Here is a 22,923-nt window from a genome sequence, read left to right as displayed (position 1 = left end):
CGGTGTGCGGTACACGCGCCGCGCTTGAGACGTTCCGCACAGATCCACGCAAGCCGCATGGTTCCAGCCATGCCGGGAAAAGGGTCGAAAGCCCAGGTGGGAAGGACGAAGGTCCCGCACCGCCAGGATGGGCCGCCGCTGATTTCTAAGAAATCGCTCATGACTCGCTGTGCAACCCTTCCCGTCGACCTCCCGTCTGACAAGGAGCAACGAGCCGTGTCAGCACACAGCACGGCGGCGGCGAGGGGCAGCCGAGCGAACGAGGACTGAGGAGCAGATGGCGGACAGCAACGGGACCGCGCAGACGGCCGAAAGTCGTGCCCGCGGCATACGTGCCACGGGCCGCCGGCGCAAGGGCCCGACCCGACGCCGCCGGGCACTGACCATCACCCTGTGCACGCTGACCAGCGTCGTACTGCTGGGTGGGGCAGGACTCGGTTACGTCTACTTCAAGCTCAACGGCAATCTGAAGGGCGTCGACATCAACGCCGCCCTCGGACACGACCGGCCGAAGAACGTCGACGACGGCTCGATGGACATCCTGGTGATGGGATCCGACTCCCGCGCCGGCAAGAACGGTGAGTACGGCAAGGACGAGGGCGGCGCGCGTTCCGACACGGCGATGATCGTGCACGTGTACAAGGGCCGTAAGAAGGCCAGTGTGGTCAGCGTCCCCCGCGACACCATGATCAAGCGCCCCGACTGCACCAAGGACGGCAAGGACGTCCCCGGCGCGCAGCGGGCGATGTTCAACACGGCCTTCGAGGTCGGCGGGCCGGCCTGCTCGGTCAAGACCGTCGAGTCGATCAGCGGGATCCGGATGGACCACTTCCTCGAGGTCGACTTCACCGGCTTCAAGAAGCTCATCGACGCGCTGGGCGGGGTGGACGTCACCACCAGCAAGGCGATCGAGGACAACCACAGCCATCTGCACCTGCAGCCCGGCAAGCACAACCTCAACGGCGAGCAGTCGCTCGGCCTCGTCCGGACCCGGCACGGCGTGCCCGGCGGCGACGGCAGCGACCTGGGCCGCATCCAGCTGCAGCAGACGTTCATCAAGGCCCTGATGAACCAGGTCAAGAACGTCGGGGTGCTCACCAACCCCACCAAGCTCTACGACATCGCCGATACGGCCACCAAGGCCATCACCACCGACACCGATCTGAACTCGGTCGGTGAACTGACCGGCCTGGCCAAGAGCCTGGGCAGCATCGGGTCGGAGAACATCGACATGGTGACGCTGCCGGTGACGTACGACCCCGACAACCCGGACCGTGTGGTGCCGCTGATGAAGAAGAGCGGGCAGGTCTGGGACGCGCTGCGGCAGGACAAGGACATCCCCAAGTCCGCGATCAAGGGCTCGGCCGGTGACCAGGGCGGCACGGACAAGTACGTGAAGTAGCCGGCCGGTGAGTGCCTGAAGCAACCGGCAGGTGGGGTTCCGGGGCCCGGCGGCCCCGGAACCGGCCGGGGAATAGTTGCGGCCGTACCCCGGTTTTGGGAGATACGGCTAGTCCTGGCAGACTGGACCGTCGGCCCCGGTTCACGTGACGCAATCCGCAGCACGACCCGGTGCACTCCCGAATCTAGGAGAATCCCTTGAAGCGCGACATCCACCCGGAGTACGTCGAGACCCAGGTCAGCTGCACCTGTGGCGCGTCCTTCACCACCCGTAGCACGGTCGCCGGCGGTACCGTCCGCGCCGACATCTGCTCCGAGTGCCACCCGTTCTACACGGGCAAGCAGAAGATCATGGACACGGGCGGCCGCGTGGCCCGCTTCGAGGCCCGCTTCGGCAAGGGCGCTGCAGCCGCCAAGAAGTAGCGACCCGCAAGGCGCCGGTCTCCGGTCGCCCCTGCCCAGGGGTGACCGGACCGGCGTTTTGTCGTCCTGGCCCCTGGCTTCCCGTACGGGGGCCGGGGCCCCGCGGCGCAGCCGCAGATGTGCCACGCCCCGGTACCCGGGTCACCACAGCAGCCAGTAGAGGAACCCACGATGTTCGAGGCGGTCGAGGAACTGATCGGCGAGCACGCCGATCTTGAGAAGCGGCTGGCCGACCCCGCGGTCCACGCCGACCAGCGCGAGGCCATGCGGCTCAACAAGCGCTACGCGGAGCTGACCCCGATCATCGCGACGTACCGCAACTGGAAGCAGACCGGCGAGGACATGGAGACCGCGCGCGAACTCGCCGCGGAAGACCCGGACTTCGCCGATGAGGTCAAGGAGCTCGACGCCCGGCGCGAGGAGCTGACCGAGAAGCTGCGGCTGCTGCTCGTCCCGCGTGACCCCAGCGACGACAAGGACGTCATCCTCGAGGTCAAGGCCGGCGAGGGCGGCGAGGAGTCCGCGCTGTTCGCCGGCGATCTGCTGCGGATGTACCTGCGCTACGCCGAGCGGGCCGGCTGGAAGACCGAGATCCTGGAGGCCAACGAGTCCGACCTCGGCGGCTACAAGGACGTCCAGGTCGCCGTGAAGACCAAGGGCGGGGGCGGCGCCACCGAGCCGGGACAGGGCGTCTGGGCGCGGCTGAAGTACGAGGGCGGAGTGCACCGCGTGCAGCGCGTGCCCGCCACCGAATCGCAGGGCCGGATCCACACCTCCGCCGCCGGCGTGCTGGTCACGCCCGAGGCCGAGGAGGTCGAGGTCGAGATCGGCCCCAACGACCTGCGGATCGACGTCTACCGCTCCTCCGGGCCCGGCGGCCAGTCGGTCAACACCACCGACTCCGCGGTGCGCATCACGCACCTGCCCACCGGCATCGTCGTCTCCTGCCAGAACGAGAAGAGCCAGCTCCAGAACAAGGAGCAGGCGATGCGCATCCTGCGCTCCCGGCTGCTGGCCGCCGCCCAGGAAGAGGCCGAGCGGGAGGCGTCGGACGCCCGCCGCAGCCAGGTCCGCACGGTTGACCGCTCCGAGCGCATCCGTACGTACAACTTCCCGGAAAACCGCATCTCGGACCACCGGGTCGGCTTCAAGGCGTACAACTTGGACCAGGTGCTCGACGGCGAACTCGACCCGGTCATCCAGGCGTGTGTCGACGCCGACTCGGCCGCCAAGCTCGCCGCCGCCCAGTAAGCCCGCCCGACCCGGCACGCACCGGCCGGAGACCGCACCCCCGGGGGACAGCCCGCGGGAGTCCCCGGCCGCTCGACGGCGGTCCCGCAGAATGAAGACGCAGCGCACTAGGAGGAAGGCCCCGTGAACCTTCTGCTCGCCGAGGTGGCCCAGGCCACCCAGCGGCTGGCCGACGCCGGTGTGCCCTCGCCGCGCTTCGACGCCGAGGAACTCGCCGCGTTCGTGCACGGCGTCAAACGGGGTGAGCTGCACCACGTCAAGGACGCGGACTTCGACGCCCGCTACTGGGAGGCCGTCGCCCGCCGCGAGGCGCGAGAGCCGCTCCAGCACATCACCGGCCGGGCGTTCTTCCGCTACCTCGAACTCGCCGTCGGTCCGGGGGTGTTCGTGCCCCGCCCGGAGACCGAGTCGGTGGTCGGCTGGGCAATAGACGCCGTACGGGCCATGGACGTGGTCGAGCCGCTGATCGTCGACCTGTGCACCGGCTCGGGGGCGATCGCGCTCGCCCTGGCGCAGGAGGTGCCCCGCTCGCGGGTGCACGCCGTGGAGCTGTCCGAACAGGCCCTGGACTACGCCCGCAAGAACGTCGAGGGGTCCCGCGTCGTTCTCCATCACGGCGACGCGCTGACCGCGCTTCCCGAACTGGACGGGCAGGTCGACCTGGTCGTCTCCAACCCGCCGTACATCCCGCTGACCGAGTGGGAGTACGTCGCACCCGAGGCCCGCGACCACGACCCCGAGCTCGCGCTGTTCTCGGGCCAGGACGGCCTGGACACCATCCGGGGCATCGAGCGGACCGCACACCGCCTGCTGCGCCCCGGCGGCGTGGTCGTCATTGAGCATGCCGACACCCAGGGCGGTCAGGTGCCGTGGATCTTCACCGAGGAGCGGGGCTGGGCCGATGCGGCCGACCACCCGGACCTCAACAACAGGCCCCGTTTCGCCACCGCGCGCCGGGCGACGCCATGACGCGTTCCGCTTCGGCGCCTGATGCAGCCGATGCATCCGAAGTATTCGTTTCGCACGAGGAGGTCCCGTAATGGCACGGCGATACGACTGCAGCGACGCGACCGACCGCACCACCGGTCTGCGCGAGGCCGCCTCGGCCGTCCGCCGCGGTGAGCTGGTCGTGCTGCCGACCGACACCGTCTACGGCATCGGCGCGGACGCCTTCAGCGCCGAGGCCGTCGGCGATCTGCTGGAGGCCAAGGGCCGCGGCCGCGGTATGCCCTCCCCGGTCCTCGTCGGGTCCCCCAACACCCTGCACGGCCTGGTCACCGACTTCTCCGAGCAGGCCTGGGAACTGGTCGACGCCTTCTGGCCCGGTGCGCTCACCCTCGTCGCCAAGCACCAGCCGTCGCTGACCTGGGACCTGGGCGAAACCCGCGGCACGGTCGCCGTACGGATGCCGCTGCACCCCGTCGCGATCGAGCTGCTCACCGAGTTCGGCCCGATGGCCGTCTCCAGCGCCAACCTCACCGGCCACCCGTCCCCGCAGGACTGCGACGCCGCACAGGAAATGCTGGGCGACTCCGTCTCCGTCTACCTCGACGGCGGCCCGACCCCCGCCGCCGTGCCCTCCTCGATCGTCGATGTCACCGGCAAGATCCCGGTGCTGCTGCGCGAGGGCGCGCTCAGTGCGGAGGAGCTGCGCAAGGTGGTACCCGAGCTCGAGGTGGCCAATTGATGGCGCCCCTGGGGCGTGGCATAGCGGGACCAGGCGACGGCACCCACCCCCCTGTACCCCCCTCACCCCCTTTTCGGATCCTCCACGTCAGCACCGGCAACGTCTGCCGCTCGCCGATCACCGAGCGGCTGCACCGCCGTGCCCTGGAACTGCGGCTGGGTGACGCGCGCAGCGGCGGGCTGCTCGTGGAGAGCGCCGGCACCTGGGGCCACGAAGGCGCCCCGATGGAGACCCACGCCGCGACGGTGCTTGCCGACTACGGCGCCGACCCGGGCGGGTTCATCGGCCGTGAGCTGCTCGACGAGCACGTCATCCGCGCCGACCTGGTGCTCACCGCCACCCGCGACCACCGCGCCCAGGTCATCTCGATGGGGCACTCCGCGGGGCTGCGCACCTTCACGCTCAAGGAGTTCAACCGGCTGGTACGGGCCATAGACCCGGCCACGCTGCCCGAGCCCGACCCGGACCTCCCGGACGGCGGGCTGGTCGAGCGCGCCCGCTCGCTGGTCGGCGCCGCCGCGGCGCTGCGCGGCTGGCTGCTGGCGCCCAACCCGGAGTCCGACGAGGTCTACGACCCCTACGGGGCTCCCATCACCTTCTTCCGCTCCATCGGCGACGAGATCAACCAGGCGCTCGACCCGGTCGTCACCGCCCTCACAGGGCTCCCCGCGCGGGCCTGAGGCCTGTCCTCCCGCAGGCCGGGGCGACAGGCCGCCCCAGGGGCCCTGTGCACGGGTGTGGACCCTGTCGGCCCGCACACCGCGCCCGAACGCCCCGCCGCGCCTACATTGGGACTACGCCCCCGTACGAGGCCCGGAGCCAGCGATGCCTGCGACCACCGCGTCACCCCGTAACGAGACCCCGGCCGGCCCTGCCCGGGCCACCGAGCCCGCGCCGGGCGCCGGTCCGGCCGAGACCATCGAGGACCGCGCACGGGCCGCCGCCCGGGACGCCGTCACCCGGCCGGCCGGCGCCCCGGACTTCGCCGCCCTGCTGGGCCAGGACCCCGAGATCGCCGGCGTACTGCTCGGTGAGAGCGCCCGGCAGAGCGACGGGCTGCAGCTGATCGCCGCCGAGAACTTCACCTCACCGGCCGTCCTCGCCGCCCTCGGCTCCCCGCTGGGCAACAAATACGCCGAGGGCTATCCGGGTGCCAGGCACCACGGCGGCTGCGAGATCGTCGACCTCGCCGAGCGGATCGCGGTGGAGCGCGCCAAGGCCCTTTTCGGCGCCGAGCACGCCAACGTCCAGGCACACTCCGGGTCTTCGGCCGTGCTGGCCGCCTACGCCGCCCTGCTGCGCCCCGGTGACACCGTCCTGGCCATGTCCCTCCCGCACGGCGGGCACCTCACCCACGGCTCGCCCGCCAACTTCTCCGGCCGCTGGTTCGACTTCGCCGGCTACGGCGTCGACGAGGAGACCGGGCTGCTGGACTACGACGCGATCCGCGAGCTGGCCCGCGCCCGCCGGCCCAAGGCCATCGTCTGCGGCTCGATCTCCTACCCCCGGCACATCGACTACGCCGCCTTCCGCGACATCGCCGACGAGACCGGCGCCTATCTGATCGCGGATGTCGCGCACCCGCTCGGGCTGATCGCCGGCGGAGTGGCGCCCAGCCCCGTTCCGTACGCGCATGTGGTGTGCGGAACGACACACAAGGTGCTGCGCGGGCCGCGCGGCGGGCTGCTCCTGTGCGGCGAGAAGCTGGCCGAGCGGATCGACCGCGCGGTGTTCCCCTTCACCCAGGGCGGTGCACAGATGAACGCGGTCGCCGCCAAGGCCGTCGCCTTCGGGGAGGCCGCCACGCCCGCCTTCGGCGCATACGCCCATCAGGTCACCGCCAATGCCCGCGCGCTCGCCGGGGCGCTGGCCGGACACGGCCTGACGATCACCACGGGCGGGACCGACACCCATCTGATCGCCGCGGATACCGCCCCTCTCGGCCTGGACGCACGCACCGCCCGGGGCCGGCTGGCCGCCGCCGGCATCGTGCTGGACACCTGCGCGCTGCCGTGCGCCGAGACCCCCGACGACCCGGCGGCCCGCCGGACCGGCATCCGGCTGGGCACCGCCGCGGTGACGACGCAGGGCATGGGCGAGGACGAGATGAAGTCGGTCGCCGAGCTGATCGTGGCGGCACTGGCGGAGGACGGTACGGCCCGCTCCAGGACCGTCGCTTTGGTCCATGACTTTCCGCCTTATCCCGATCACGGGTGACGGCGGGAACCGTCCGGCGACGCGAGGCGTCTTCTCCTGTATTCACGGCCAGGGGGCTGACACGCATAGGGTGTGGGGCTGTGATGGCCAGCTATACCAATGGGGCAGCCCGTGCGTGAATACCTGCTGACGCTGTGCGTCACGGCCGCGGTGACCTACCTGCTGACCGGGCCGGTGCGGAAGTTCGCGATCGCGGCCGGTGCGATGCCGGAGATCCGCGCGCGTGATGTGCACCGCGAGCCGACACCGCGGCTCGGCGGTATCGCGATGTTCGGCGGGCTGTGCGCCGGTCTGCTGGTCGCCTCGCACCTGACCAACCTCAAGAGCGTCTTCGAGAACTCCAACGAGCCCAGGGCGCTGCTCTCCGGCGCCGCCCTGATCTGGATCCTCGGCGTCCTGGACGACAAGTGGGGCGTGGACGCACTGGTCAAGCTCGGCGGCCAGATGATCGCCGCGGGTGTGATGGTCCTTCAGGGCCTGACGATCCTCTGGATCCCGATCCCCGGCGTCGGCACGGTCTCGCTAACCCCGATGCAGGGCACCCTGCTGACCGTCGCCCTCGTCGTGATCACCATCAACGCGGTGAACTTCGTCGACGGCCTGGACGGTCTCGCCTCCGGCATGGTGTGCATCGCCGCCGCGGCGTTCTTCATGTACGCGTACCGGATGTGGTTCGGCTACGGCATCGAGGCGGCCGCGCCGGCAACGCTGTTCTCGGTCGTTCTGATGGGCATGTGCCTGGGCTTCCTGCCGCACAACATGCACCCGGCGCGGATCTTCATGGGCGACTCGGGCTCGATGCTGATCGGCCTGGTCATGGCCGCGGGCGCGGTCTCGGTGACCGGCCAGGTCGACCCGGACCTGCTCAATGTGAAGGCGGGCGGTCTGCGTGAGGCGACTCACGCGATGGTGCCGGTCTACATCCCGCTGCTGCTGCCCCTGACGGTCATCGCGGTGCCGGTCGCCGACCTGGTCCTGGCGATCGTGCGGCGTACGTGGAAGGGCCAGTCGCCGTTCGCGGCCGACCGCGGGCATCTGCACCACCGGCTGCTGGAGATCGGTCACTCGCACAGCCGGGCCGTGCTGATCATGTACTTCTGGTCGGCCCTGATCGCGTTCGGCGCGGTCGCGTACTCGGTGAACAACGCCAGCATGTGGATCGTGCTGGGCATCGTGCTGCTGAGCGCGGTCGGGCTGCTGCTGCTTCTGCTGCCGCGCTTCACACCGCGTACGCCGCGCTGGGCGGAGTGGATGGTGCCGCCGCGCTACCGCCGGGTCGCCCACGCGACGGCGTCGGCCGCGGAGCGGGACGGCGAGGACGCCGTCGAGCCGGAGGAGGAGCGCGAACCGCTCCCGTCGGGCCTCAACGGGGCCACCGCCATCGGCGACCGCTCACGCTTCGTGGAACACCGCAGGGCGGGCAGTCACCACTGATCCGGGGACTGGATCGCCCGAACGTGCGACAGGAATCGGGTCGGTTGACCCCATATCAGACATAACGCTGGCTGTCAGTGCACCAACGCGCACGTTCACGCTCAGGTGTGACAGGGTCCACACGAACCAGGTAAAGACCTCATCAAATAGTTTGTGATACCGTTCACGAAACCCGGCGACAGAGCCGAAGGAGCGTAGTGCGACGTTTCTTCTGCCTCAGGTTCCGCCTCAGGCCGGGTCTACGCTCGTCCCTGACGACATAAACCCCACCTTTTGCCGGAGCGCCGCCATGCAGTCGAATGACGCCCGACTACTCCTTCACGCCCTTGTGCCCACGCTCGCCATCGGCGTCATCGCCGTTGCCGTGAGCGCAGTGGTCGCCGGCGCGACGGGAGCGATCGGCGCTGTCGTCGGCACTGTGCTGGTGGTGCTCGTCATGGGTGCGGGGCTGGTGGTCCTGCAGCAGACCGCGAGGAAGCTTCCGCAGCTGTTCCAGATGATGGGGCTGCTGCTGTACACGGTGCAGATCCTGCTCGTCGCGGTCTTCATGATCACGTTCAAGGACACCACCCTCTTCGACACAAAGGCATTCGCCTTCACCTTGCTCGGCGCCACCCTCGTATGGATCGCGGCACAGACCCGCGGTCATATGAAGGAGAAGATTCTGTACGTGAACCCCGACTCCGCGGACTCGAAGAAGGCGGAGACGGCGGGGTCGCCGACGTGAGACGTAGGGCCGGGATAAATGCCCTCATGCGGGCCTGCTATCGTCCGGTGCCAACTGCGGCACAGATGGCGCAGGCGGCTGAGCTCCCAGATTCCACGGGATGGAACGGGCAGTTCTCGCGGCCGATGCCTGTGATTCGGCCCGGCCCAGCGCCGGCCGGCCGCCCCCTAATCCGTAAGACCAGTCCAGTGCCGCTCCGTGGCTCAACGCCGCGCCGACACAACGAGGTTGCCGTACCCATGCGCCACGCTGAAGGAGCCCGCGGTGAGTGCTGAAACGATGCTCGCCTTCGACACGGAGTGCCACCTCTTTATTCCGGGGTGTGGCTTCGAGGCCCCGGGTCTTCATTCGTTCGTATTCGACCCGCTCTTCAAAGTCGGCGGCTACGAGTTCAACAAGCCGATGCTGCTGGCCCTGCTCAGCACGGTCGTCGTGGTGTGGTTCTTCTGGGCCGCATTCGGCAAGGCCAAGGTGGTCCCCGGGAAGCTGCAGATGATCGGCGAGGTCGGCTACGACTTCGTGCGTCGCGGGCTCGTCTACGACGCGCTGGGCAAGAAGGAGGGCGAGAAATACGTCCCCCTCATGGTCTCGCTGTTCTTCTTCGTGTGGATCATGAACATCTGGTCGATCATTCCGGTCGCCCAGTTCCCGGTCACGTCGATCATCTCGTTCCCCATCGGGCTCGCTCTGATCGTCTACGTCCTGTGGGTGTCGCTGACGTTCAAGAAGCACGGCTTCGTCGGCGGCTGGAAGAACATCACCGGCTGGGACAGGTCGCTCGGCTGGGTCCTGCCGCTGATCGTCGTCATCGAGTTCTTCTCGAACATGCTCGTGCGGCCGTTCACCCACGCCGTCCGGCTCTTCGCCAACATGTTCGCCGGCCACCTGCTGATCGTGATGTTCACCATCGCCACTTGGTACTTGGCGAACGGCCTCGGCTTCGTCTACGCCGGTGCGTCGTTCCTGATGACCATCGCGATGACGGCCTTCGAGCTCTTCATCCAGGCGATCCAGGCGTACGTCTTCGTGCTCCTGGCCTGCAACTACGTCCAGGGCGCGCTCGCCGAGCACCACTGAGCACCCCCGACTCCGCAATCTGTTAATCGTCCGGTGGCCAACCCCCACCGGTCCGTGAAAGAGAAGGAAGTAACGGCATGTCCGCTGCCCTCGAGACTGTGAACCTCGCCGCCGGCCTCACCGGCAACATCGCCTCGGTCGGGTATGGCCTGGCCGCCATCGGCCCCGGCGTCGGCGTCGGCATCATCTTCGGTAACGGCACCCAGGCCCTCGCCCGCCAGCCCGAGGCGGCCGGCCTGATCCGTACCAACCAGATCATGGGTTTCGCCTTCTGTGAGGCGCTCGCCCTCATCGGCATCGTCATGGGTTACGCGTACAAGTAAGCGGCCCGTTAGACGACGTCCAATCAGACGGAAGGCATTGATGTGAACGCCCTGGTCTTCAACATGGCGGCGGAGGTTCCTGAGAACCCCCTGTTCCCGCCGATTCCAGAGCTGGTCATCGGCCTGGTCGCCTTCTTCATCGTCTTCGGCATCCTGGCGAAGAAGCTCCTCCCGAACATCAACAAGGTTCTGGACGAGCGTCGGAAGCTGATCGAAGGCCGCATGGAGGAAGCCGAGGCGACTCAGGCCGAGGCGCAGCAGGTGCTCGCGGACTACCGGGCACAGCTGGCCGACGCCCGCCACGAGGCCGCGCGACTGCGCCAGGAGGCGCAGGAGCAGGGCGCGACTCTCATTGCTGAGATGCGCGCTGAGGGCCAGCGGCAGCGCGAGGAGATCATCGCTGCCGGTCACACCCAGATCGAGGCGGACCGGAAGCAGGCCGCGCAGTCGCTGCGCAGGGACGTCGGCAAGCTTGCCGTCGACCTGGCCGGCAAGATCGTCGGCGAGTCCCTCGAGGACCACGCCCGGCAGAGCCGGACCGTCGACCGCTTCCTCGACGAGGTCGAGGGCAAGGCGGCGTCGGGCGCGACGAAGGCTGAGGCCGGCCGATGAACGGAGCGAGCCGCGAGGCACTTGTCTCCGCACGCGAGCGATTCAACGCGCTGACGGATGACACCTCCGTCGATGCGGCGAAGCTCGCCGAGGAGCTGGCTGCCGTCACCGCTCTGCTCGACCGCGAGGGGTCGCTGCGTCGGGTTCTCACCGACCCGGCGCAGCCCGGCGAGGCGCGGGCCGAACTGGCCGGGCGGCTGCTGAGCAGCCGGGTCGGCGGTCCGACCCTCGACCTGCTGTCCGGCATGGTCCGCTCCCGCTGGTCGCGCTCGCGTGACCTGACGGACGCCCTCGAGGAGCTGGCCTACAGCGCCGACCTCGTGGCCGCCCAGCGGGCCGGCCAGCTCGACGACGTCGAGGACGAGCTGTTCCGGTTCGGCCGGATCGTCAGCTCCAACGGCGAGCTGCGGCGTGCGCTGACCGACCGGAACGCGACGGTCGAGGCCAAGACGGAGCTGCTGCACACGCTGCTGGGCGGCCGGGCGAACCCGGTCACCGAGCGCGTCGTGATCCGCCTTGTCGTACAGCCGCGGGGTCGTAGCCTGGAGGCGGGGCTCGATGCCCTCTCCAGGCTGGCGGCGAGCCGCCGGGACCGGATGGTCGCGGTGGTCACCTCTGCGGTGCCCCTCAGCGAAGGACAGCGGCAGCGCCTGGGCGCTTCCCTGACGCAGCTGTACGGACGGCAGATCCACCTGAACCTCGACGTGGACCCCGAGGTCCTCGGCGGAGTCCAGGTCCGGATCGGCGACGAGGTCATCAACGGGACCATCGCGGAGCGCCTCGAAGAGGCGGACCGGCGGATGGCCGGCTGACCCAGCCACCAACTCAAGAGCTGCACAACCGGCGGCCAGACGCCGGACCAGCCGGCCGGACCGAGAGGTCCGGCTGCGGTCCGGAAGAAGCCCCGGGGACCAGCACAAGCATGACGGCGGCCCGAGTTGGGCCGTAAGCGGAAACCCCCTGGGGGACAGCCCCCCAGACACCCGCAAGTAACTTCGGGCCCAACAAGGAGAGCAGGGAACCCAGATGGCGGAGCTCACGATCCGGCCGGAGGAGATCCGGGACGCGCTGGAGAACTTCGTCCAGGCGTACAAGCCGGACGCGGCCTCGCGCGAGGAGGTCGGCACGGTCAGCGATGCCGGAGACGGCATCGCGCATGTCGAGGGCCTTCCCTCGGCGATGGCGAACGAACTGCTGAAGTTCGAGGACGGCACCCTCGGTCTTGCGCTGAACCTGGAAGAGCGCGAGATCGGTGCGGTCATCCTCGGTGAGTTCAGCGGTATCGAGGAGGGCCAGCCGGTGCAGCGCACCGGTGAGGTGCTCTCGGTCGCCGTGGGCGAGGGCTACCTCGGCCGCGTCGTCGACCCGCTGGGCAACCCGATCGACGGCCTCGGCGAGATCGAGTCCGAGGGCCGCCGCGCCCTGGAGCTGCAGGCTCCGGGCGTCATGGTCCGTAAGTCGGTCCACGAGCCGATGGAGACCGGCTACAAGGCCGTCGACTCGATGGTGCCGATCGGCCGTGGCCAGCGTCAGCTGATCATCGGTGACCGCCAGACCGGCAAGACCGCCCTGGCCGTCGACACGATCATCAACCAGCGCGACAACTGGCGCACCGGCGACCCGAAGAAGCAGGTCCGCTGCATCTACGTCGCCATCGGCCAGAAGGGCTCCACCATCGCGTCCGTGCGCGGCGCGCTGGAGGAGGCCGGTGCCCTGGAGTACACGACCATCGTCGCCGCCCCGGCGTCCGACCCGGCGGGCTTCAAGTACCTGGCGCCCTACACCGGCTCGGCCATCGGCCAGCACTGGATGTACCAGGGCAAGCACGTCCTGATCATCTTCGATGACCTCTCGAAGCAGGCCGACGCCTACCGCGCCGTGTCCCTGCTGCTGCGCCGTCCGCCGGGCCGTGAGGCCTACCCGGGCGACGTCTTCTACCTGCACTCGCGTCTGCTGGAGCGCTGCGCCAAGCTCTCCGACGACATGGGCGCCGGTTCGATGACCGGTCTCCCGATCGTCGAGACCAAGGCGAACGACGTGTCGGCGTTCATTCCGACCAACGTCATCTCCATCACCGACGGCCAGTGCTTCCTGGAGTCCGACCTGTTCAACGCGGGCCAGCGCCCGGCGCTGAACGTCGGTATCTCCGTCTCCCGTGTCGGTGGCTCCGCCCAGCACAAGGCGATGAAGCAGGTTTCCGGCCGGCTTCGCGTGGACCTCGCCCAGTACCGCGAGCTGGAGGCGTTCGCCGCCTTCGGTTCCGACCTGGACGCGGCCTCCAAGGCGCAGCTGGAGCGCGGTAAGCGGATGACTGAGCTGCTCAAGCAGGGTCAGTACGCTCCGTACCCCACCGAGGACCAGGTCATCTCCGTCTGGGCCGGCACCAACGGCAAGATGGACGACGTGCCGGTGGCGGACATCCGCCGCTTCGAGCGGGAGCTTCTCGACTACCTGCACCTCGAGAAGAAGGACCTGCTGACCAGCATCGTCGAGGGCGGCAAGATGTCCGACGACACCATCGGCGCGATCTCCGAGGCCGTCGACGCCTTCAAGCAGCAGTTCGAGACCTCGGACGGCAAGCTGCTCGGCGAGGACGCCCCGGCCGGCACCAGCAAGTGACGACGGAAGGGACCTGATCCATGGGAGCCAAGCTCCGGGTCTACAAGCGTCGCATCCGCTCCGTCTCCGCGACCAAGAAGATCACCAAGGCGATGGAGATGATCGCCGCCTCGCGTGTCGTCAAGGCGCAGCGCCAGGTGGCGGCATCGACGCCGTACGCGAGTGAACTGACCCGCGCGGTGACAGCGGTTGCCACGGGCTCGAACACCCAGCACCCGCTGACGACCGAGGCCGAGCGGCCCACCCGGGCCGCGCTGCTGCTCATCACGAGCGACCGCGGTCTGGCCGGCGGCTACTCCTCCAATGTCATCAAGGCCGCGGAGCAGCTCACCGAGCGGCTCAAGGCCGAGGGCAAGGAAGTCGACGCCTACATCGTCGGGCGCAAGGGTGTGTCGTACTACAGCTTCCGCGAGCGCAAGGTCGTGGAGTCGTGGACCGGTTTCACCGACAGCCCGACGTACGGGGACGCCAAGGCGATCGCCGCTCCGCTCATCGAGGCTGTCCAGCAGGACACCGCCGAGGGTGGAGTGGACGAACTCCACATCGTCTACACCGAGTTCATCTCGATGATGACGCAGACGGCGCTCGGCGACCGGCTGCTGCCGCTCAGCCTCGACAAGGCGGCGCAGGAGTCGGAGGAGTCGTCCAAGGGCGAGATCCTTCCGCTGTTCGACTTCGAGCCGTCGGCCGAGGACGTCCTCGACGCCCTGCTTCCGCGGTATGTCGAGTCGCGGATCTACAACGCGCTTCTGCAGGCCGCCGCCTCCAAGCACGCCGCCACACGTCGTGCGATGAAGTCGGCGACCGACAATGCAGAAGAGCTCATCAAGTCGCTCTCGCGGCTTGCCAACGCGGCCCGACAGGCCGAAATCACCCAGGAAATCAGCGAGATCGTCGGTGGTGCCAGTGCTCTGGCCGACGCGACCGCGGGGAGTGACTGACCACTATGACCACCACTGTTGAAACGTCCGCTGCTAGTGGCGTGGCCACTGGCCGCGTCGCGCGGGTCATCGGCCCGGTCGTCGACGTGGAGTTCCCCGTCGACGCGATGCCGGACATCTACAACGCGCTGACCGTCGAGGTCGCCGACCCGGCCGAGCAGGGCAAGCTCAAGATGCTGACCCTTGAGGTCGCGCAGCACCTGGGCGACGGCCTGGTCCGTGCCATCTCCATGCAGCCCACCGACGGTCTGGTCCGCCAGGCCGCGGTGACCAACACCGGCGCCGGGATCACCGTCCCCGTCGGCGATGTCACCAAGGGCAAGGTGTTCAACACCCTCGGCGAGATCCTCAACAAGCCGGAGGCCGCGTCCGAGGTCACCGAGCGCTGGGCGATCCACCGCAAGGCTCCGTCCTTCGACCAGCTCGAGTCCAAGACCGAGATGTTCGAGACCGGCGTCAAGGTCATCGACCTGCTGACCCCGTACGTCAAGGGCGGCAAGATCGGTCTGTTCGGTGGTGCCGGTGTCGGCAAGACCGTTCTGATCCAGGAAATGATCTACCGCGTGGCCAACAACCACGACGGTGTGTCGGTGTTCGCCGGTGTCGGCGAGCGCACCCGTGAGGGCAACGACCTCATCGAGGAAATGACGGAGTCCGGCGTCATCGACAAGACCGCGCTGGTCTTCGGTCAGATGGACGAGCCCCCGGGCACCCGTCTGCGCGTCGCCCTGGCCGGTCTGACCATGGCGGAGTACTTCCGCGATGTGCAGAAGCAGGACGTGCTGTTCTTCATCGACAACATCTTCCGGTACACCCAGGCGGGTTCCGAGGTGTCGACCCTGCTCGGCCGGATGCCCTCCGCGGTGGGTTACCAGCCGAACCTGGCCGACGAGATGGGTCTCCTCCAGGAGCGCATCACCTCGACCCGTGGTCACTCGATCACCTCGATGCAGGCGATCTACGTCCCCGCGGACGACCTGACCGACCCGGCGCCGGCCACCACCTTCGCCCACCTGGACGCGACGACCGTTCTGTCGCGCCCGATCTCGGAGAAGGGCATCTACCCGGCGGTCGACCCGCTGGACTCGACGTCCCGGATCCTGGACCCCCGCTACATCTCGCAGGAGCACTACGACTGCGCTTCGCGCGTCAAGACGATCCTGCAGAAGTACAAGGACCTCCAGGACATCATCGCGATTCTGGGTATCGACGAGCTCGGCGAGGAGGACAAGCTCACCGTCCACCGCGCCCGTCGTATCGAGCGGTTCCTGTCGCAGAACACCCACGTGGCGAAGCAGTTCACCGGTGTCGACGGCTCGGACGTCCCGCTGGAGGAGACGATCGCGGCGTTCAACGCGATCGCCGACGGTGACTACGACCACTTCCCCGAGCAGGCGTTCTTCATGTGCGGTGGCATCGAGGACCTGAAGGCCAATGCCAAGGAGCTGGGCGTCTCCTGACCCCGGCACCGGTCCCGGGGGCGGCCCTGGCCGCCCCCGGTCCGTACGACCACTAGTATTTGACCCAACATCTGCCGAGCCAGGCAGGTGGAGACCCGAGGAGCCATCGTGGCTGAGCTGCACGTCGAGTTGGTTGCCGCGGACCGCCAGATCTGGTCCGGCGAGGCCAGCCTGGTTGTCGCGCGCACCTCGTCGGGCGACATCGGCGTCATGCCCGGACACCAGCCGCTTCTCGGCGTGCTGCAGTCGGGCCCGGTGACGATTCGTACGACCGGCGAGAGCGGGGACGGCACCGTCGTCGTCGCGGTGCACGGCGGCTTCATCTCGTTCGCCGACAACAAGCTGTCTCTGCTCGCAGAGGTGGCCGAGCTGTCGGACGAGATCGATGTCCAGCGCGCGGAGCGGGCCCTGGAGCGAGCGAAGTCGGAGGCCGACGCGGCCGCCGAGCGCCGCGCCGATGTCCGGCTGCGTGCGGTGACGGGCGTTCACTGAGCCCCGTCACCGACGAGATCGATCCTCAGCCGCGGGCTGCCCGGAGTTGTCCGGAGCGGCCCGCGGCTGAGGCAATGCAGGTGCGTTTCCTGCCCTCAGACGGTGTCTGGGGGGTAACCCCACCGAGGCGAGGAGGTCGGTCGAGATGGTCCTCGCTCTGCTTGTGAGCGGCGTGGTCCTGGTACTGGTGCTGCTGGGGCTGTTCGTCTTCGGACTGAGGCGGCGGCTCATCCAGCGGTCCGGTGGCACCTTCGACTGCAGTCTGCGCTGGCAGGTGCCGGAGAACGAGACCGGCGGCAAAGGCTGGATCTACGGTGTGTCGCGCTACAACGGCGACCGGATCGAATGGTTCCGGGTGTTCTCGTACGCGCCCCGGCCACGCCGTGTCCTGGAGCGCTCCGCCATCGAGGTCCTGGAGCGGCGCACCCCGCAGGGTGAGGAGGAGCTGGCACTGCTCTCCGACTCCATCGTGCTGGCCTGCCGGCACCGCGGAACCCGCCTGGAACTGGCGATGAGCGAGGACGCACTCACCGGCTTCCTCGCCTGGCTGGAGGCGGCACCTCCCGGCCAGCGGGTGAACGTGGCCTGATTCGAGGGGCCACGGGAATACCCTCCGGCCCCGCCGCATTGTGGCCCCACAAGGGGGGCCACGTATCCCCTACGGGACGTGTTCGGCCACCCCCTACGGCCCGTCCACCCCCAACTCCTGGGCCAGCACGGCCGCTTGCACCCGGCTGCGCAGATCCAGCTTCGCCAGCAGCCGGCTGACATGTGTTTTCACGGTGGCCTCCGCCATGGCCAGCCGCAGCGCGATGTCGGCGTTCGACAGCCCCCGCCCCAGACAGCCCAGCACCTCCCGCTCGCGTGGCGTCAGGGCGTCCAGGACCGCCGGATCCGGGGCCTCGCCGTCCCGCGCAGGCCGCCGGACCGCCGTGCGCGGGCTCGCGAACTCCGCGATCAGCCGCCGGGTCACCGCCGGAGCGATCAGCCCCTCACCGGAGGCCACGGTGCGCACCGCGGTCAGCAGCGCGGCCGCGTCGCTGTCCTTGAGGAGAAAGCCCGCCGCCCCCGCCCGTAACGCCCCGAAGACGTATTCGTCCAGGTCGAAGGTGGTCAGCACCAGGACGTCCGCCAGTTTCTCGGAGACCACCTGCCGGGTGGCGGAGACCCCGTCGAGGCGGGGCATCTGGATGTCCATGAGAACGAGGGCGGGGCGCAGCTCGCGGGCGAGCCGTACCGCCTCCTCGCCGTCCTCGGCCTCCCCGACGACCTCGATATCGGGGGCGGAGCGCAGGATGAGGACGAGCCCGGCCCGTACGGCGGACTGGTCCTCGGCGACGAGAACCCGGATCGGCTGCGCGTCGGCGCCTGTCATCGTTGTTCTTCCTCCTCGGCGGCGGGCAACGCTGCCCGCACCAGCCAGACTGTGCCGGCCGGCCCGCCCTCCGGGCCGGCCTCGAATGCTCCGCCCAGCAGGGCGATCCGCTCGCGCATCCCGACCAGGCCGGTGCCGGAGCCGGGCGCACGGGGGTCGGGGCGGTCGGCGAACGGGCTGCGGACGGCGACGGTGAGCGCCCCGCCGCGGTCGTGGGCGATGCGTACCCGCACCTCGCCGGGCGCGGCGTGCTTGAGTGCGTTGGTCAGCGATTCCTGGACGATGCGGTACGCGGCCAGCTCGACCGGTGCCGGCGGCTTCGGCCCGGCGCCGGGGACGTCCTGGCCCCGCGCGTCCTCCAGCACAAAGGTCAGCCCGCTGCTGCCGCCGCTCGTACGGACCTGGTCGAGCAGCGCGTCCAGCCCGTCGAGCGTGGGGGTCGCGGCGGGCTCCTCGTCCCATTCGGCCGTCTTCGGGTCCCGCAACAGCCCGATGAGACGGCGCATTTCGGCCAGACCTTGCACGCTGTTCTCACGGATCACCCCGAGCGCCTCGCGGGTCGCCGACGGGTCGTCGATGGACTGCGCGGCGGTGGAGTGGATCGCGATGGCGGACAGGTGGTTGGCGACCATGTCGTGCAGCTCGCGGGCCATCCGTGCCCGCTCGCCGGCCACCGCCTGCGTCCGGTCGATCTCGGCGAGCAGCGCGATCTGCTCGGCCCGCAGCTGGGCGGCCTGCGCCGCGTCGCGGTGATTACGGATGATGATGCCGGTCCAGGCCGGGGCGATGGTGACCAGCGCGATGCCGATGACGGCCATGATGACCTGCGGGTTCTGCCAGAGCGCGGTCAGTGCGATGGCCGCCAGGACCGTCACCAGGACGGAGTGCAGCGGGATCCGGCGGGCCGCATGGGCCGGGCCGTAGAGCACCGCGGCATAGACCACGTCCGTGAACATCAGGACGGTGGCGACCAGGGTGCCGGCGCAGATGTCCAGGGCCAGTGCCGGCACCGCGAGGGCCAGCGCCGCCATCGGGGCCGTACGGCGCATCAGTTCCGCCACCGACATCGTGGTGAGCGCGACCAGGGTGAGCGAGGTGGGCAGCCCCAGGTGGGAGGGACCACCGTGCAGATTCATCGCCCAGAGCAGCAGTCCGCCGAGCAGCCCGCCGCCCGCGATGAGGACATCGAGGCGGTGCGGCCGGCCGGGGGCGGCGAGGGATCTGGCGGTCACCCCTCCATCAAACACGGCGCCGGGGCCCGCTGCCTCCACGTCCGGGTCATCCCCGTGAGCCGCGCGCTACATCGAAAGATGCAGTCCCGGATCATCGTGTGCGACGACGTGGCGGGCGGCGGCCGCTGGAAGGCTTGAGGTGTTCGGTGGAGAGCCCTGAAAGGAGACAGCCGTGATCGTCGCGCTGATCATCGCCTGCGAGGTCGGCTTCTGGGTGCTGTTGGCCCTCGGTCTGGCGCTGCGCTACCTGGCCCGGATGCCGCGTACCGGAGCGGCGGTGCTCCTGATGGAGCCGCTGCTGGAGCTGATCCTGCTGATCGTCACGGCGATCGACCTGAAGAACGGCGCGGCCGCGGACTGGAAGCACGGCCTGGCCGCCGTCTACATCGGCTTCACGGTCGCCTACGGCCACTACACGATCAAGTGGGTCGACGGGCACTTCTCGCACCGTTTCGCGGGCGGCCCGCCGCCGGTCAAGGCGCCGCAGTACGGCCTTGCCCGCGCCAAGCACGAAGGGAAGCTGTGGCTGCGCACGGTGGTGATGGCCGTGGTCGCCTGCGGGCTGCTGCAGATCGCGATCTGGTACGTCGGTGACGGCGGCGACAGCACCTCGCTGCACGAGTGGCAGGGCACCGCGCTGAAGATCGTCAGCATCCACGGGGTGATCGCGCTGACCTACCTCATCTGGCAGAAGAAGGCCCCGGCCCGGGCCGCCGCCCCCGAGGAAGCGGCCCGGCCGCAGCACAAGACGCTGCGCTAGCGGCGGCCGCTCAGCGCTCTCCGCCCGGCACCCACAGCACGTCTCCGACCTCCTTGTTGGCCGTACGGGCCAGGATGAACAGGAGGTCGGAGAGGCGGTTGAGGTAGGTGGCCGTCAGCGGGTTCATGGTCTCGCCGTGCTCCTCGAAGGCGGCCCAGGTCGAGCGCTCCGCCCGGCGGACGACCGTGCACGCCTGGTGCAGCAGCGCGGCGCCGGGCGTACCGCCGGGAAGGATGAAGCTGCGCAGCTTCTCCAGCTCCGCCAGGAACCGGTCGCAGTCGGCCTCCAGCTTGTCGATATAGCTCTGCTCGACGCGCAGCGGCGGGAATTCCGGGTGCTCCACCACCGGCGTCGACAGGTCCGCGCCGACGTCGAACAGGTCGTTCTGCACCCGCAGCAGCACCGCCGCAACGTCCTCGGGGAGCGAGCCGAGCGCCAGGGCCACGCCGATCGCCCCATTGGCCTCATTGGCGTCCGCGTACGCCGAGATCCGCGCATCGGTCTTGGCGGTACGGCTCATGTCGCCCAGGGCGGTGGTGCCCTTGTCGCCGGTGCGGGTGTAGATGCGGGTCAGATTCACCATGGGGGCGAGCCTACGCCGCGGACCTGCGGAAGACCCGGGTGCAATAGGTCACGGACAGGGTGGCGGACGCGACCGCCACCAGCGCGCCGTAGAGCATGGCCGACGAGGCGTAGGAGCCGACGAACGCCGCCCGCACCGCGTCCACGAGATAGCGGAACGGCATGAAGTGCGAGAGCACATCGAGCCACTTCGGCCCCAGCGCCATCGGCAGCATCAGCCCGGACAGCAGCATCGTGGGCATGGTGACGGAGTTGATGACCGGTCCGAACTCCTGCGGTGTGCTGACCTTCAGCGCCAGCGCGTACGACAGCGAGGCCAGTGTCACGGTCAGTACGGCGACGAAGGCCAAGCCGATGAGGATGCCGGGCAGCGGTGCCCGCAGCCCCATGGCCAGTGCGACCAGCACCAGCAGCACCGCCTGGAAGACGAACAGCGCGGCGTCCCGCAGCACCCGCCCCAGCAGCAGCGCCAGCCGGCTCACCGGCGTCACCCGCATCCGCTCCACGACCCCGTACTGCTTCTCGACGATGATGCCGAAACCGCAGAACGAGGCGCCGAACAGGGCGAGTTGGAGCAGCAGTCCGGGCACCAGCACCTGCCAGGAGCTGCCGGACGAGGACAGCGGCAGATCGGTCAGCAGCGGGCCGAAGAAGAGCAGATACAGCAGCGGCATCAGCACGCCGAAGAGCATCTGGAGCTTGGAGCGCAGCGTCTGACGGGCGTACCGCCCGAAGATCAGCGCGGTGTCGGAGACAAGCGTGGACAAGGGGGCTCCTAGACGGCTACGGGGGCCTGGTCGTGGGGCGTGGCACCGCGCCCGGTGATGGCGAGGAAGGTGTCCTGGAGGGAGGCGTCGGGGGAGCCGGCATGGGCGCGTTTGAGGGCGTCCGGAGTGCCCTCCGCGACCACCACGCCCTTGTCGATGATCACCAGCCGGTCGGCGAGCGCATCCGCCTCGTCGAGGTAGTGGGTGGTCAGGAAGACGGTGGTGCTGTGCTCGGTGCGGATCCGGCGGACCAGCTCCCACAGATCGGCGCGGCTGCCCGGGTCGAGCCCGGTGGTCGGCTCGTCGAGGAACAGCACCTGGGGGCGGTGGGTGAGACCCATCGCGATGTCCAGCCGGCGCCGCTGGCCGCCGGAGAGCGTGGCGGTCTTGCGGTCGAGCAGTCCGTCCAGGCCCAGATCGGCGGCCAACTCCTCGGTACGGGCCAGGGCTTCGGCCTTGCCGAGGCGGTAGAGGCGGGCCTGAGTGACCAGTTCCTCGCGTACCGAGACGTGCGGGTCGACGCCGCCGGACTGGGCGACGTAGCCGGTGGCGCGGCGTACGCCCGCCGGATCGCGGACGAGGTCGCAGCCGGCGACGGCCGCGGTGCCGCCGGTGGGTGTCAGCAGGGTCGTGAGCATGCGCAGGGTGGTGGTCTTCCCGGCGCCGTTCGGCCCAAGGAAGCCGAGGATCTCGCCGCGCTCGGCGCGGAGGTCGATACCGCGCACCGCCTCGACGGTGCCGCGTTGGGTGGTGAAGGTCCGGGCGAGTCCGGACGCGCTGAGGACTGGCATGCCCACAGAAAAACAGAGTGACTGAAAAATTGCAACGTCTCCAAAATTTCACTGTGCCCAGCGAAGGGTAGGGTGAGGCCATGGCAGAGGGACTCAGGGAGCGGAAGAAGCGGCAGACCCGCCAGTTCATCTCGGACGTGGCCACCGGCCTGTTCATGGCGCGCGGCTTCGATGCGGTGACCATTGCGGAGGTCGCCGAGGCCGCGGAGGTCTCCGTGAACACCGTCTACAACTACTTCCCGGCCAAGGAGGACCTCTTCTTCGACCGGAGCAAGGGCGTCCTGGACCGGCTCTCGCGCTTCGTGCGCGGCCGGGCGGCCGGGGAGTCCGCGGCCACCGCCGTGCTGCGCGAGCTGCGCGAGGAGGTGGAGGCGGTGTCGCCGCGGGTCGGCCTGATGGAGGGTTACGACCAGTTCATGCGGGTGGTGCACGAGGCGCCCACCCTCAAGGCCCGCCTCTGGTACATGCAGCAGGAGATCCACCTCAACCTGGAGGAAACGCTCCGGGAGGAGACCGGCGCACCGGCCGACGACCCGCTGCCCGGCCTGATGGCCGGCCAGATCGGCTGGGTGCACCAGAGTCTGATGGGCTGGATCGCGGACCAGATGCTCGCCGGCCGCAAACCCGCGGAGGCCTCCCGGGAGGCTCTTGTCCTCCTCGACGAGATGGAAGAGCTGCTGGGCGAAAAGGTCCTCAACTACGCCGTACGGGCGACCGACTGACGTCGGGCTGTCCGGATCGCGACCCGCCTG

General features: G+C 69.2%; 25 protein-coding genes. 20 read left to right on the top strand and 5 right to left on the bottom strand.

Annotated elements, in window-relative coordinates; genetic code table 11:
* Positions 1-277: 277 nt before the first annotated feature.
* The 18 genes from ACGFWI_RS27265 (at position 278) to ACGFWI_RS27180 (ending at position 17,253) form a co-directional block, all read left to right on the top strand.
* Positions 278-1,402, top strand: coding sequence for an LCP family protein (locus ACGFWI_RS27265; protein ID WP_393908669.1), 1,125 nt, complete (start codon positions 278-280; stop codon positions 1,400-1,402).
* Positions 1,403-1,599: 197 nt separating this feature from the next.
* Positions 1,600-1,824 (top strand): 50S ribosomal protein L31, encoded by a 225-nt coding sequence (gene rpmE, locus ACGFWI_RS27260; protein WP_350253979.1) that lies wholly within the window; start codon positions 1,600-1,602, stop codon positions 1,822-1,824.
* A 171-nt stretch (positions 1,825-1,995) separates the two neighbouring features.
* Positions 1,996-3,075: a peptide chain release factor 1 gene (gene prfA / locus ACGFWI_RS27255; protein WP_393908668.1), complete on the top strand. Its 1,080-nt coding sequence runs from the start codon at positions 1,996-1,998 to the stop codon at positions 3,073-3,075.
* A 123-nt stretch (positions 3,076-3,198) separates the two neighbouring features.
* Positions 3,199-4,044 carry a peptide chain release factor N(5)-glutamine methyltransferase gene (gene prmC, locus ACGFWI_RS27250; protein WP_088800042.1) on the top strand — a complete coding sequence of 282 codons (846 nt, stop codon included), beginning with the start codon at positions 3,199-3,201 and terminating at the stop codon, positions 4,042-4,044.
* A 70-nt stretch (positions 4,045-4,114) separates the two neighbouring features.
* Positions 4,115-4,762, top strand: a complete 648-nt coding sequence (locus tag ACGFWI_RS27245) for an L-threonylcarbamoyladenylate synthase (RefSeq protein ID WP_088800044.1) — start codon at positions 4,115-4,117, stop codon at positions 4,760-4,762.
* Positions 4,759-5,442, top strand: a complete 684-nt coding sequence (locus ACGFWI_RS27240) for a protein-tyrosine-phosphatase (protein ID WP_393908667.1) — start codon at positions 4,759-4,761, stop codon at positions 5,440-5,442. Before ACGFWI_RS27245 ends, ACGFWI_RS27240 begins: the two co-directional genes overlap by 4 nt.
* Before the next feature lie 145 nt (positions 5,443-5,587).
* Positions 5,588-6,979, top strand: coding sequence for a serine hydroxymethyltransferase (gene glyA / locus ACGFWI_RS27235; protein ID WP_393908666.1), 1,392 nt, complete (start codon positions 5,588-5,590; stop codon positions 6,977-6,979).
* 99 nt (positions 6,980-7,078) lie between these two features.
* Positions 7,079-8,413: an MraY family glycosyltransferase gene (locus tag ACGFWI_RS27230; RefSeq protein ID WP_393908665.1), complete on the top strand. Its 1,335-nt coding sequence runs from the start codon at positions 7,079-7,081 to the stop codon at positions 8,411-8,413.
* 289 nt (positions 8,414-8,702) lie between these two features.
* Positions 8,703-9,140: a hypothetical protein gene (locus tag ACGFWI_RS27225; RefSeq protein ID WP_366419552.1), complete on the top strand. Its 438-nt coding sequence runs from the start codon at positions 8,703-8,705 to the stop codon at positions 9,138-9,140.
* A gap of 279 nt (positions 9,141-9,419) precedes the next feature.
* Positions 9,420-10,217 carry a F0F1 ATP synthase subunit A gene (gene atpB, locus ACGFWI_RS27220; RefSeq protein ID WP_393908738.1) on the top strand — a complete coding sequence of 266 codons (798 nt, stop codon included), beginning with the start codon at positions 9,420-9,422 and terminating at the stop codon, positions 10,215-10,217.
* A gap of 77 nt (positions 10,218-10,294) precedes the next feature.
* Entirely contained in the window at positions 10,295-10,540 is a 246-nt protein-coding gene (atpE, locus tag ACGFWI_RS27215) for an ATP synthase F0 subunit C (protein ID WP_030065540.1), read from the top strand.
* Positions 10,541-10,582: 42 nt separating this feature from the next.
* Positions 10,583-11,152 (top strand): F0F1 ATP synthase subunit B, encoded by a 570-nt coding sequence (locus ACGFWI_RS27210; protein WP_393908664.1) that lies wholly within the window; start codon positions 10,583-10,585, stop codon positions 11,150-11,152.
* Complete coding sequence (locus tag ACGFWI_RS27205) at positions 11,149-11,964, top strand: F0F1 ATP synthase subunit delta (protein ID WP_393908663.1); 816 nt, start codon at positions 11,149-11,151, stop codon at positions 11,962-11,964. The genes ACGFWI_RS27210 and ACGFWI_RS27205 overlap by 4 nt, the downstream gene beginning before the upstream one ends.
* A gap of 214 nt (positions 11,965-12,178) precedes the next feature.
* Entirely contained in the window at positions 12,179-13,771 is a 1,593-nt protein-coding gene (gene atpA / locus ACGFWI_RS27200; RefSeq protein ID WP_393908662.1) for a F0F1 ATP synthase subunit alpha, read from the top strand.
* Positions 13,772-13,791: 20 nt separating this feature from the next.
* Positions 13,792-14,712, top strand: coding sequence for a F0F1 ATP synthase subunit gamma (locus ACGFWI_RS27195; RefSeq protein ID WP_393908661.1), 921 nt, complete (start codon positions 13,792-13,794; stop codon positions 14,710-14,712).
* Between the two features lie 5 nt (positions 14,713-14,717).
* Positions 14,718-16,172, top strand: a complete 1,455-nt coding sequence (gene atpD / locus ACGFWI_RS27190; RefSeq protein ID WP_393908660.1) for a F0F1 ATP synthase subunit beta — start codon at positions 14,718-14,720, stop codon at positions 16,170-16,172.
* A 108-nt stretch (positions 16,173-16,280) separates the two neighbouring features.
* Positions 16,281-16,664 (top strand): F0F1 ATP synthase subunit epsilon, encoded by a 384-nt coding sequence (locus tag ACGFWI_RS27185; protein WP_393908659.1) that lies wholly within the window; start codon positions 16,281-16,283, stop codon positions 16,662-16,664.
* 145 nt (positions 16,665-16,809) lie between these two features.
* The gene (locus ACGFWI_RS27180; protein WP_393908658.1) at positions 16,810-17,253 is read left to right on the top strand and encodes a DUF2550 domain-containing protein; all 444 of its coding nucleotides are present in this window, start codon (positions 16,810-16,812) and stop codon (positions 17,251-17,253) included.
* A 93-nt stretch (positions 17,254-17,346) separates the two neighbouring features.
* Here ACGFWI_RS27180 and ACGFWI_RS27175 read toward each other — a convergent pair whose 3' ends face one another.
* Positions 17,347-18,039, bottom strand: a complete 693-nt coding sequence (locus tag ACGFWI_RS27175; protein WP_393908657.1) for a response regulator — start codon at positions 18,037-18,039, stop codon at positions 17,347-17,349.
* Complete coding sequence (locus tag ACGFWI_RS27170; protein ID WP_393908656.1) at positions 18,036-19,271, bottom strand: sensor histidine kinase; 1,236 nt, start codon at positions 19,269-19,271, stop codon at positions 18,036-18,038. Before ACGFWI_RS27170 ends, ACGFWI_RS27175 begins: the two co-directional genes overlap by 4 nt.
* Before the next feature lie 172 nt (positions 19,272-19,443).
* Between ACGFWI_RS27170 and ACGFWI_RS27165 the strand changes: the two genes are divergently transcribed.
* A complete protein-coding gene (locus tag ACGFWI_RS27165) occupies positions 19,444-20,031 on the top strand; it encodes a hypothetical protein (protein ID WP_393908655.1) in 588 nt (195 codons plus the stop codon).
* A 10-nt stretch (positions 20,032-20,041) separates the two neighbouring features.
* Here the strand turns inward: ACGFWI_RS27165 and ACGFWI_RS27160 are convergent, their stop codons facing one another.
* Genes ACGFWI_RS27160 through ACGFWI_RS27150 form a run of 3 tightly spaced genes read right to left on the bottom strand, consistent with a single transcriptional unit; the run spans position 20,042 to position 22,171 of the window.
* Positions 20,042-20,614, bottom strand: coding sequence for a cob(I)yrinic acid a,c-diamide adenosyltransferase (locus tag ACGFWI_RS27160; protein WP_393908654.1), 573 nt, complete (start codon positions 20,612-20,614; stop codon positions 20,042-20,044).
* A gap of 10 nt (positions 20,615-20,624) precedes the next feature.
* The gene (locus ACGFWI_RS27155) at positions 20,625-21,380 is read right to left on the bottom strand and encodes an ABC transporter permease (RefSeq protein WP_393908653.1); all 756 of its coding nucleotides are present in this window, start codon (positions 21,378-21,380) and stop codon (positions 20,625-20,627) included.
* An 8-nt stretch (positions 21,381-21,388) separates the two neighbouring features.
* A complete protein-coding gene (locus tag ACGFWI_RS27150) occupies positions 21,389-22,171 on the bottom strand; it encodes an ABC transporter ATP-binding protein (protein ID WP_393908652.1) in 783 nt (260 codons plus the stop codon).
* An 80-nt stretch (positions 22,172-22,251) separates the two neighbouring features.
* On the opposite strand from ACGFWI_RS27150, the gene ACGFWI_RS27145 reads away from it, so the two are divergent.
* Positions 22,252-22,893, top strand: coding sequence for a TetR/AcrR family transcriptional regulator (locus tag ACGFWI_RS27145; protein ID WP_393908651.1), 642 nt, complete (start codon positions 22,252-22,254; stop codon positions 22,891-22,893).
* Positions 22,894-22,923 lie beyond the last annotated feature (30 nt).

The sequence above is a fragment of the Streptomyces sp. NPDC048434 genome (genome assembly GCF_043200375.1).
In the GTDB taxonomy this organism is placed as follows: domain Bacteria; phylum Actinomycetota; class Actinomycetes; order Streptomycetales; family Streptomycetaceae; genus Streptomyces.
Note: the sequence above shows the minus strand (reverse complement) of the source record. Positions and strands in the feature narration are given on the sequence as shown.

Bases quoted from the DNA above. Each gene is read 5' to 3' on its own strand.
- ACGFWI_RS27265 (WP_393908669.1), top strand. From the start codon at position 278: ATGGCGGACAGCAACGGGACCGCGCAGACGGCCGAAAGTCGTGCCCGC.
- prfA (WP_393908668.1), top strand. From the start codon at position 1,996: ATGTTCGAGGCGGTCGAGGAACTGATCGGCGAGCACGCCGATCTTGAG.
- ACGFWI_RS27245 (WP_088800044.1), top strand. From the start codon at position 4,115: ATGGCACGGCGATACGACTGCAGCGACGCGACCGACCGCACCACCGGT.
- glyA (WP_393908666.1), top strand. From the start codon at position 5,588: ATGCCTGCGACCACCGCGTCACCCCGTAACGAGACCCCGGCCGGCCCT.
- ACGFWI_RS27230 (WP_393908665.1), top strand. From the start codon at position 7,079: ATGGGGCAGCCCGTGCGTGAATACCTGCTGACGCTGTGCGTCACGGCC.
- ACGFWI_RS27225 (WP_366419552.1), top strand. From the start codon at position 8,703: ATGCAGTCGAATGACGCCCGACTACTCCTTCACGCCCTTGTGCCCACG.
- atpB (WP_393908738.1), top strand. From the start codon at position 9,420: ATGCTCGCCTTCGACACGGAGTGCCACCTCTTTATTCCGGGGTGTGGC.
- atpE (WP_030065540.1), top strand. From the start codon at position 10,295: ATGTCCGCTGCCCTCGAGACTGTGAACCTCGCCGCCGGCCTCACCGGC.
- ACGFWI_RS27205 (WP_393908663.1), top strand. From the start codon at position 11,149: ATGAACGGAGCGAGCCGCGAGGCACTTGTCTCCGCACGCGAGCGATTC.
- atpA (WP_393908662.1), top strand. From the start codon at position 12,179: ATGGCGGAGCTCACGATCCGGCCGGAGGAGATCCGGGACGCGCTGGAG.
- ACGFWI_RS27195 (WP_393908661.1), top strand. From the start codon at position 13,792: ATGGGAGCCAAGCTCCGGGTCTACAAGCGTCGCATCCGCTCCGTCTCC.
- atpD (WP_393908660.1), top strand. From the start codon at position 14,718: ATGACCACCACTGTTGAAACGTCCGCTGCTAGTGGCGTGGCCACTGGC.
- ACGFWI_RS27180 (WP_393908658.1), top strand. From the start codon at position 16,810: ATGGTCCTCGCTCTGCTTGTGAGCGGCGTGGTCCTGGTACTGGTGCTG.
- ACGFWI_RS27175 (WP_393908657.1), bottom strand. From the start codon at position 18,039: ATGACAGGCGCCGACGCGCAGCCGATCCGGGTTCTCGTCGCCGAGGAC.
- ACGFWI_RS27160 (WP_393908654.1), bottom strand. From the start codon at position 20,614: ATGGTGAATCTGACCCGCATCTACACCCGCACCGGCGACAAGGGCACC.
- ACGFWI_RS27150 (WP_393908652.1), bottom strand. From the start codon at position 22,171: ATGCCAGTCCTCAGCGCGTCCGGACTCGCCCGGACCTTCACCACCCAA.
- ACGFWI_RS27145 (WP_393908651.1), top strand. From the start codon at position 22,252: ATGGCAGAGGGACTCAGGGAGCGGAAGAAGCGGCAGACCCGCCAGTTC.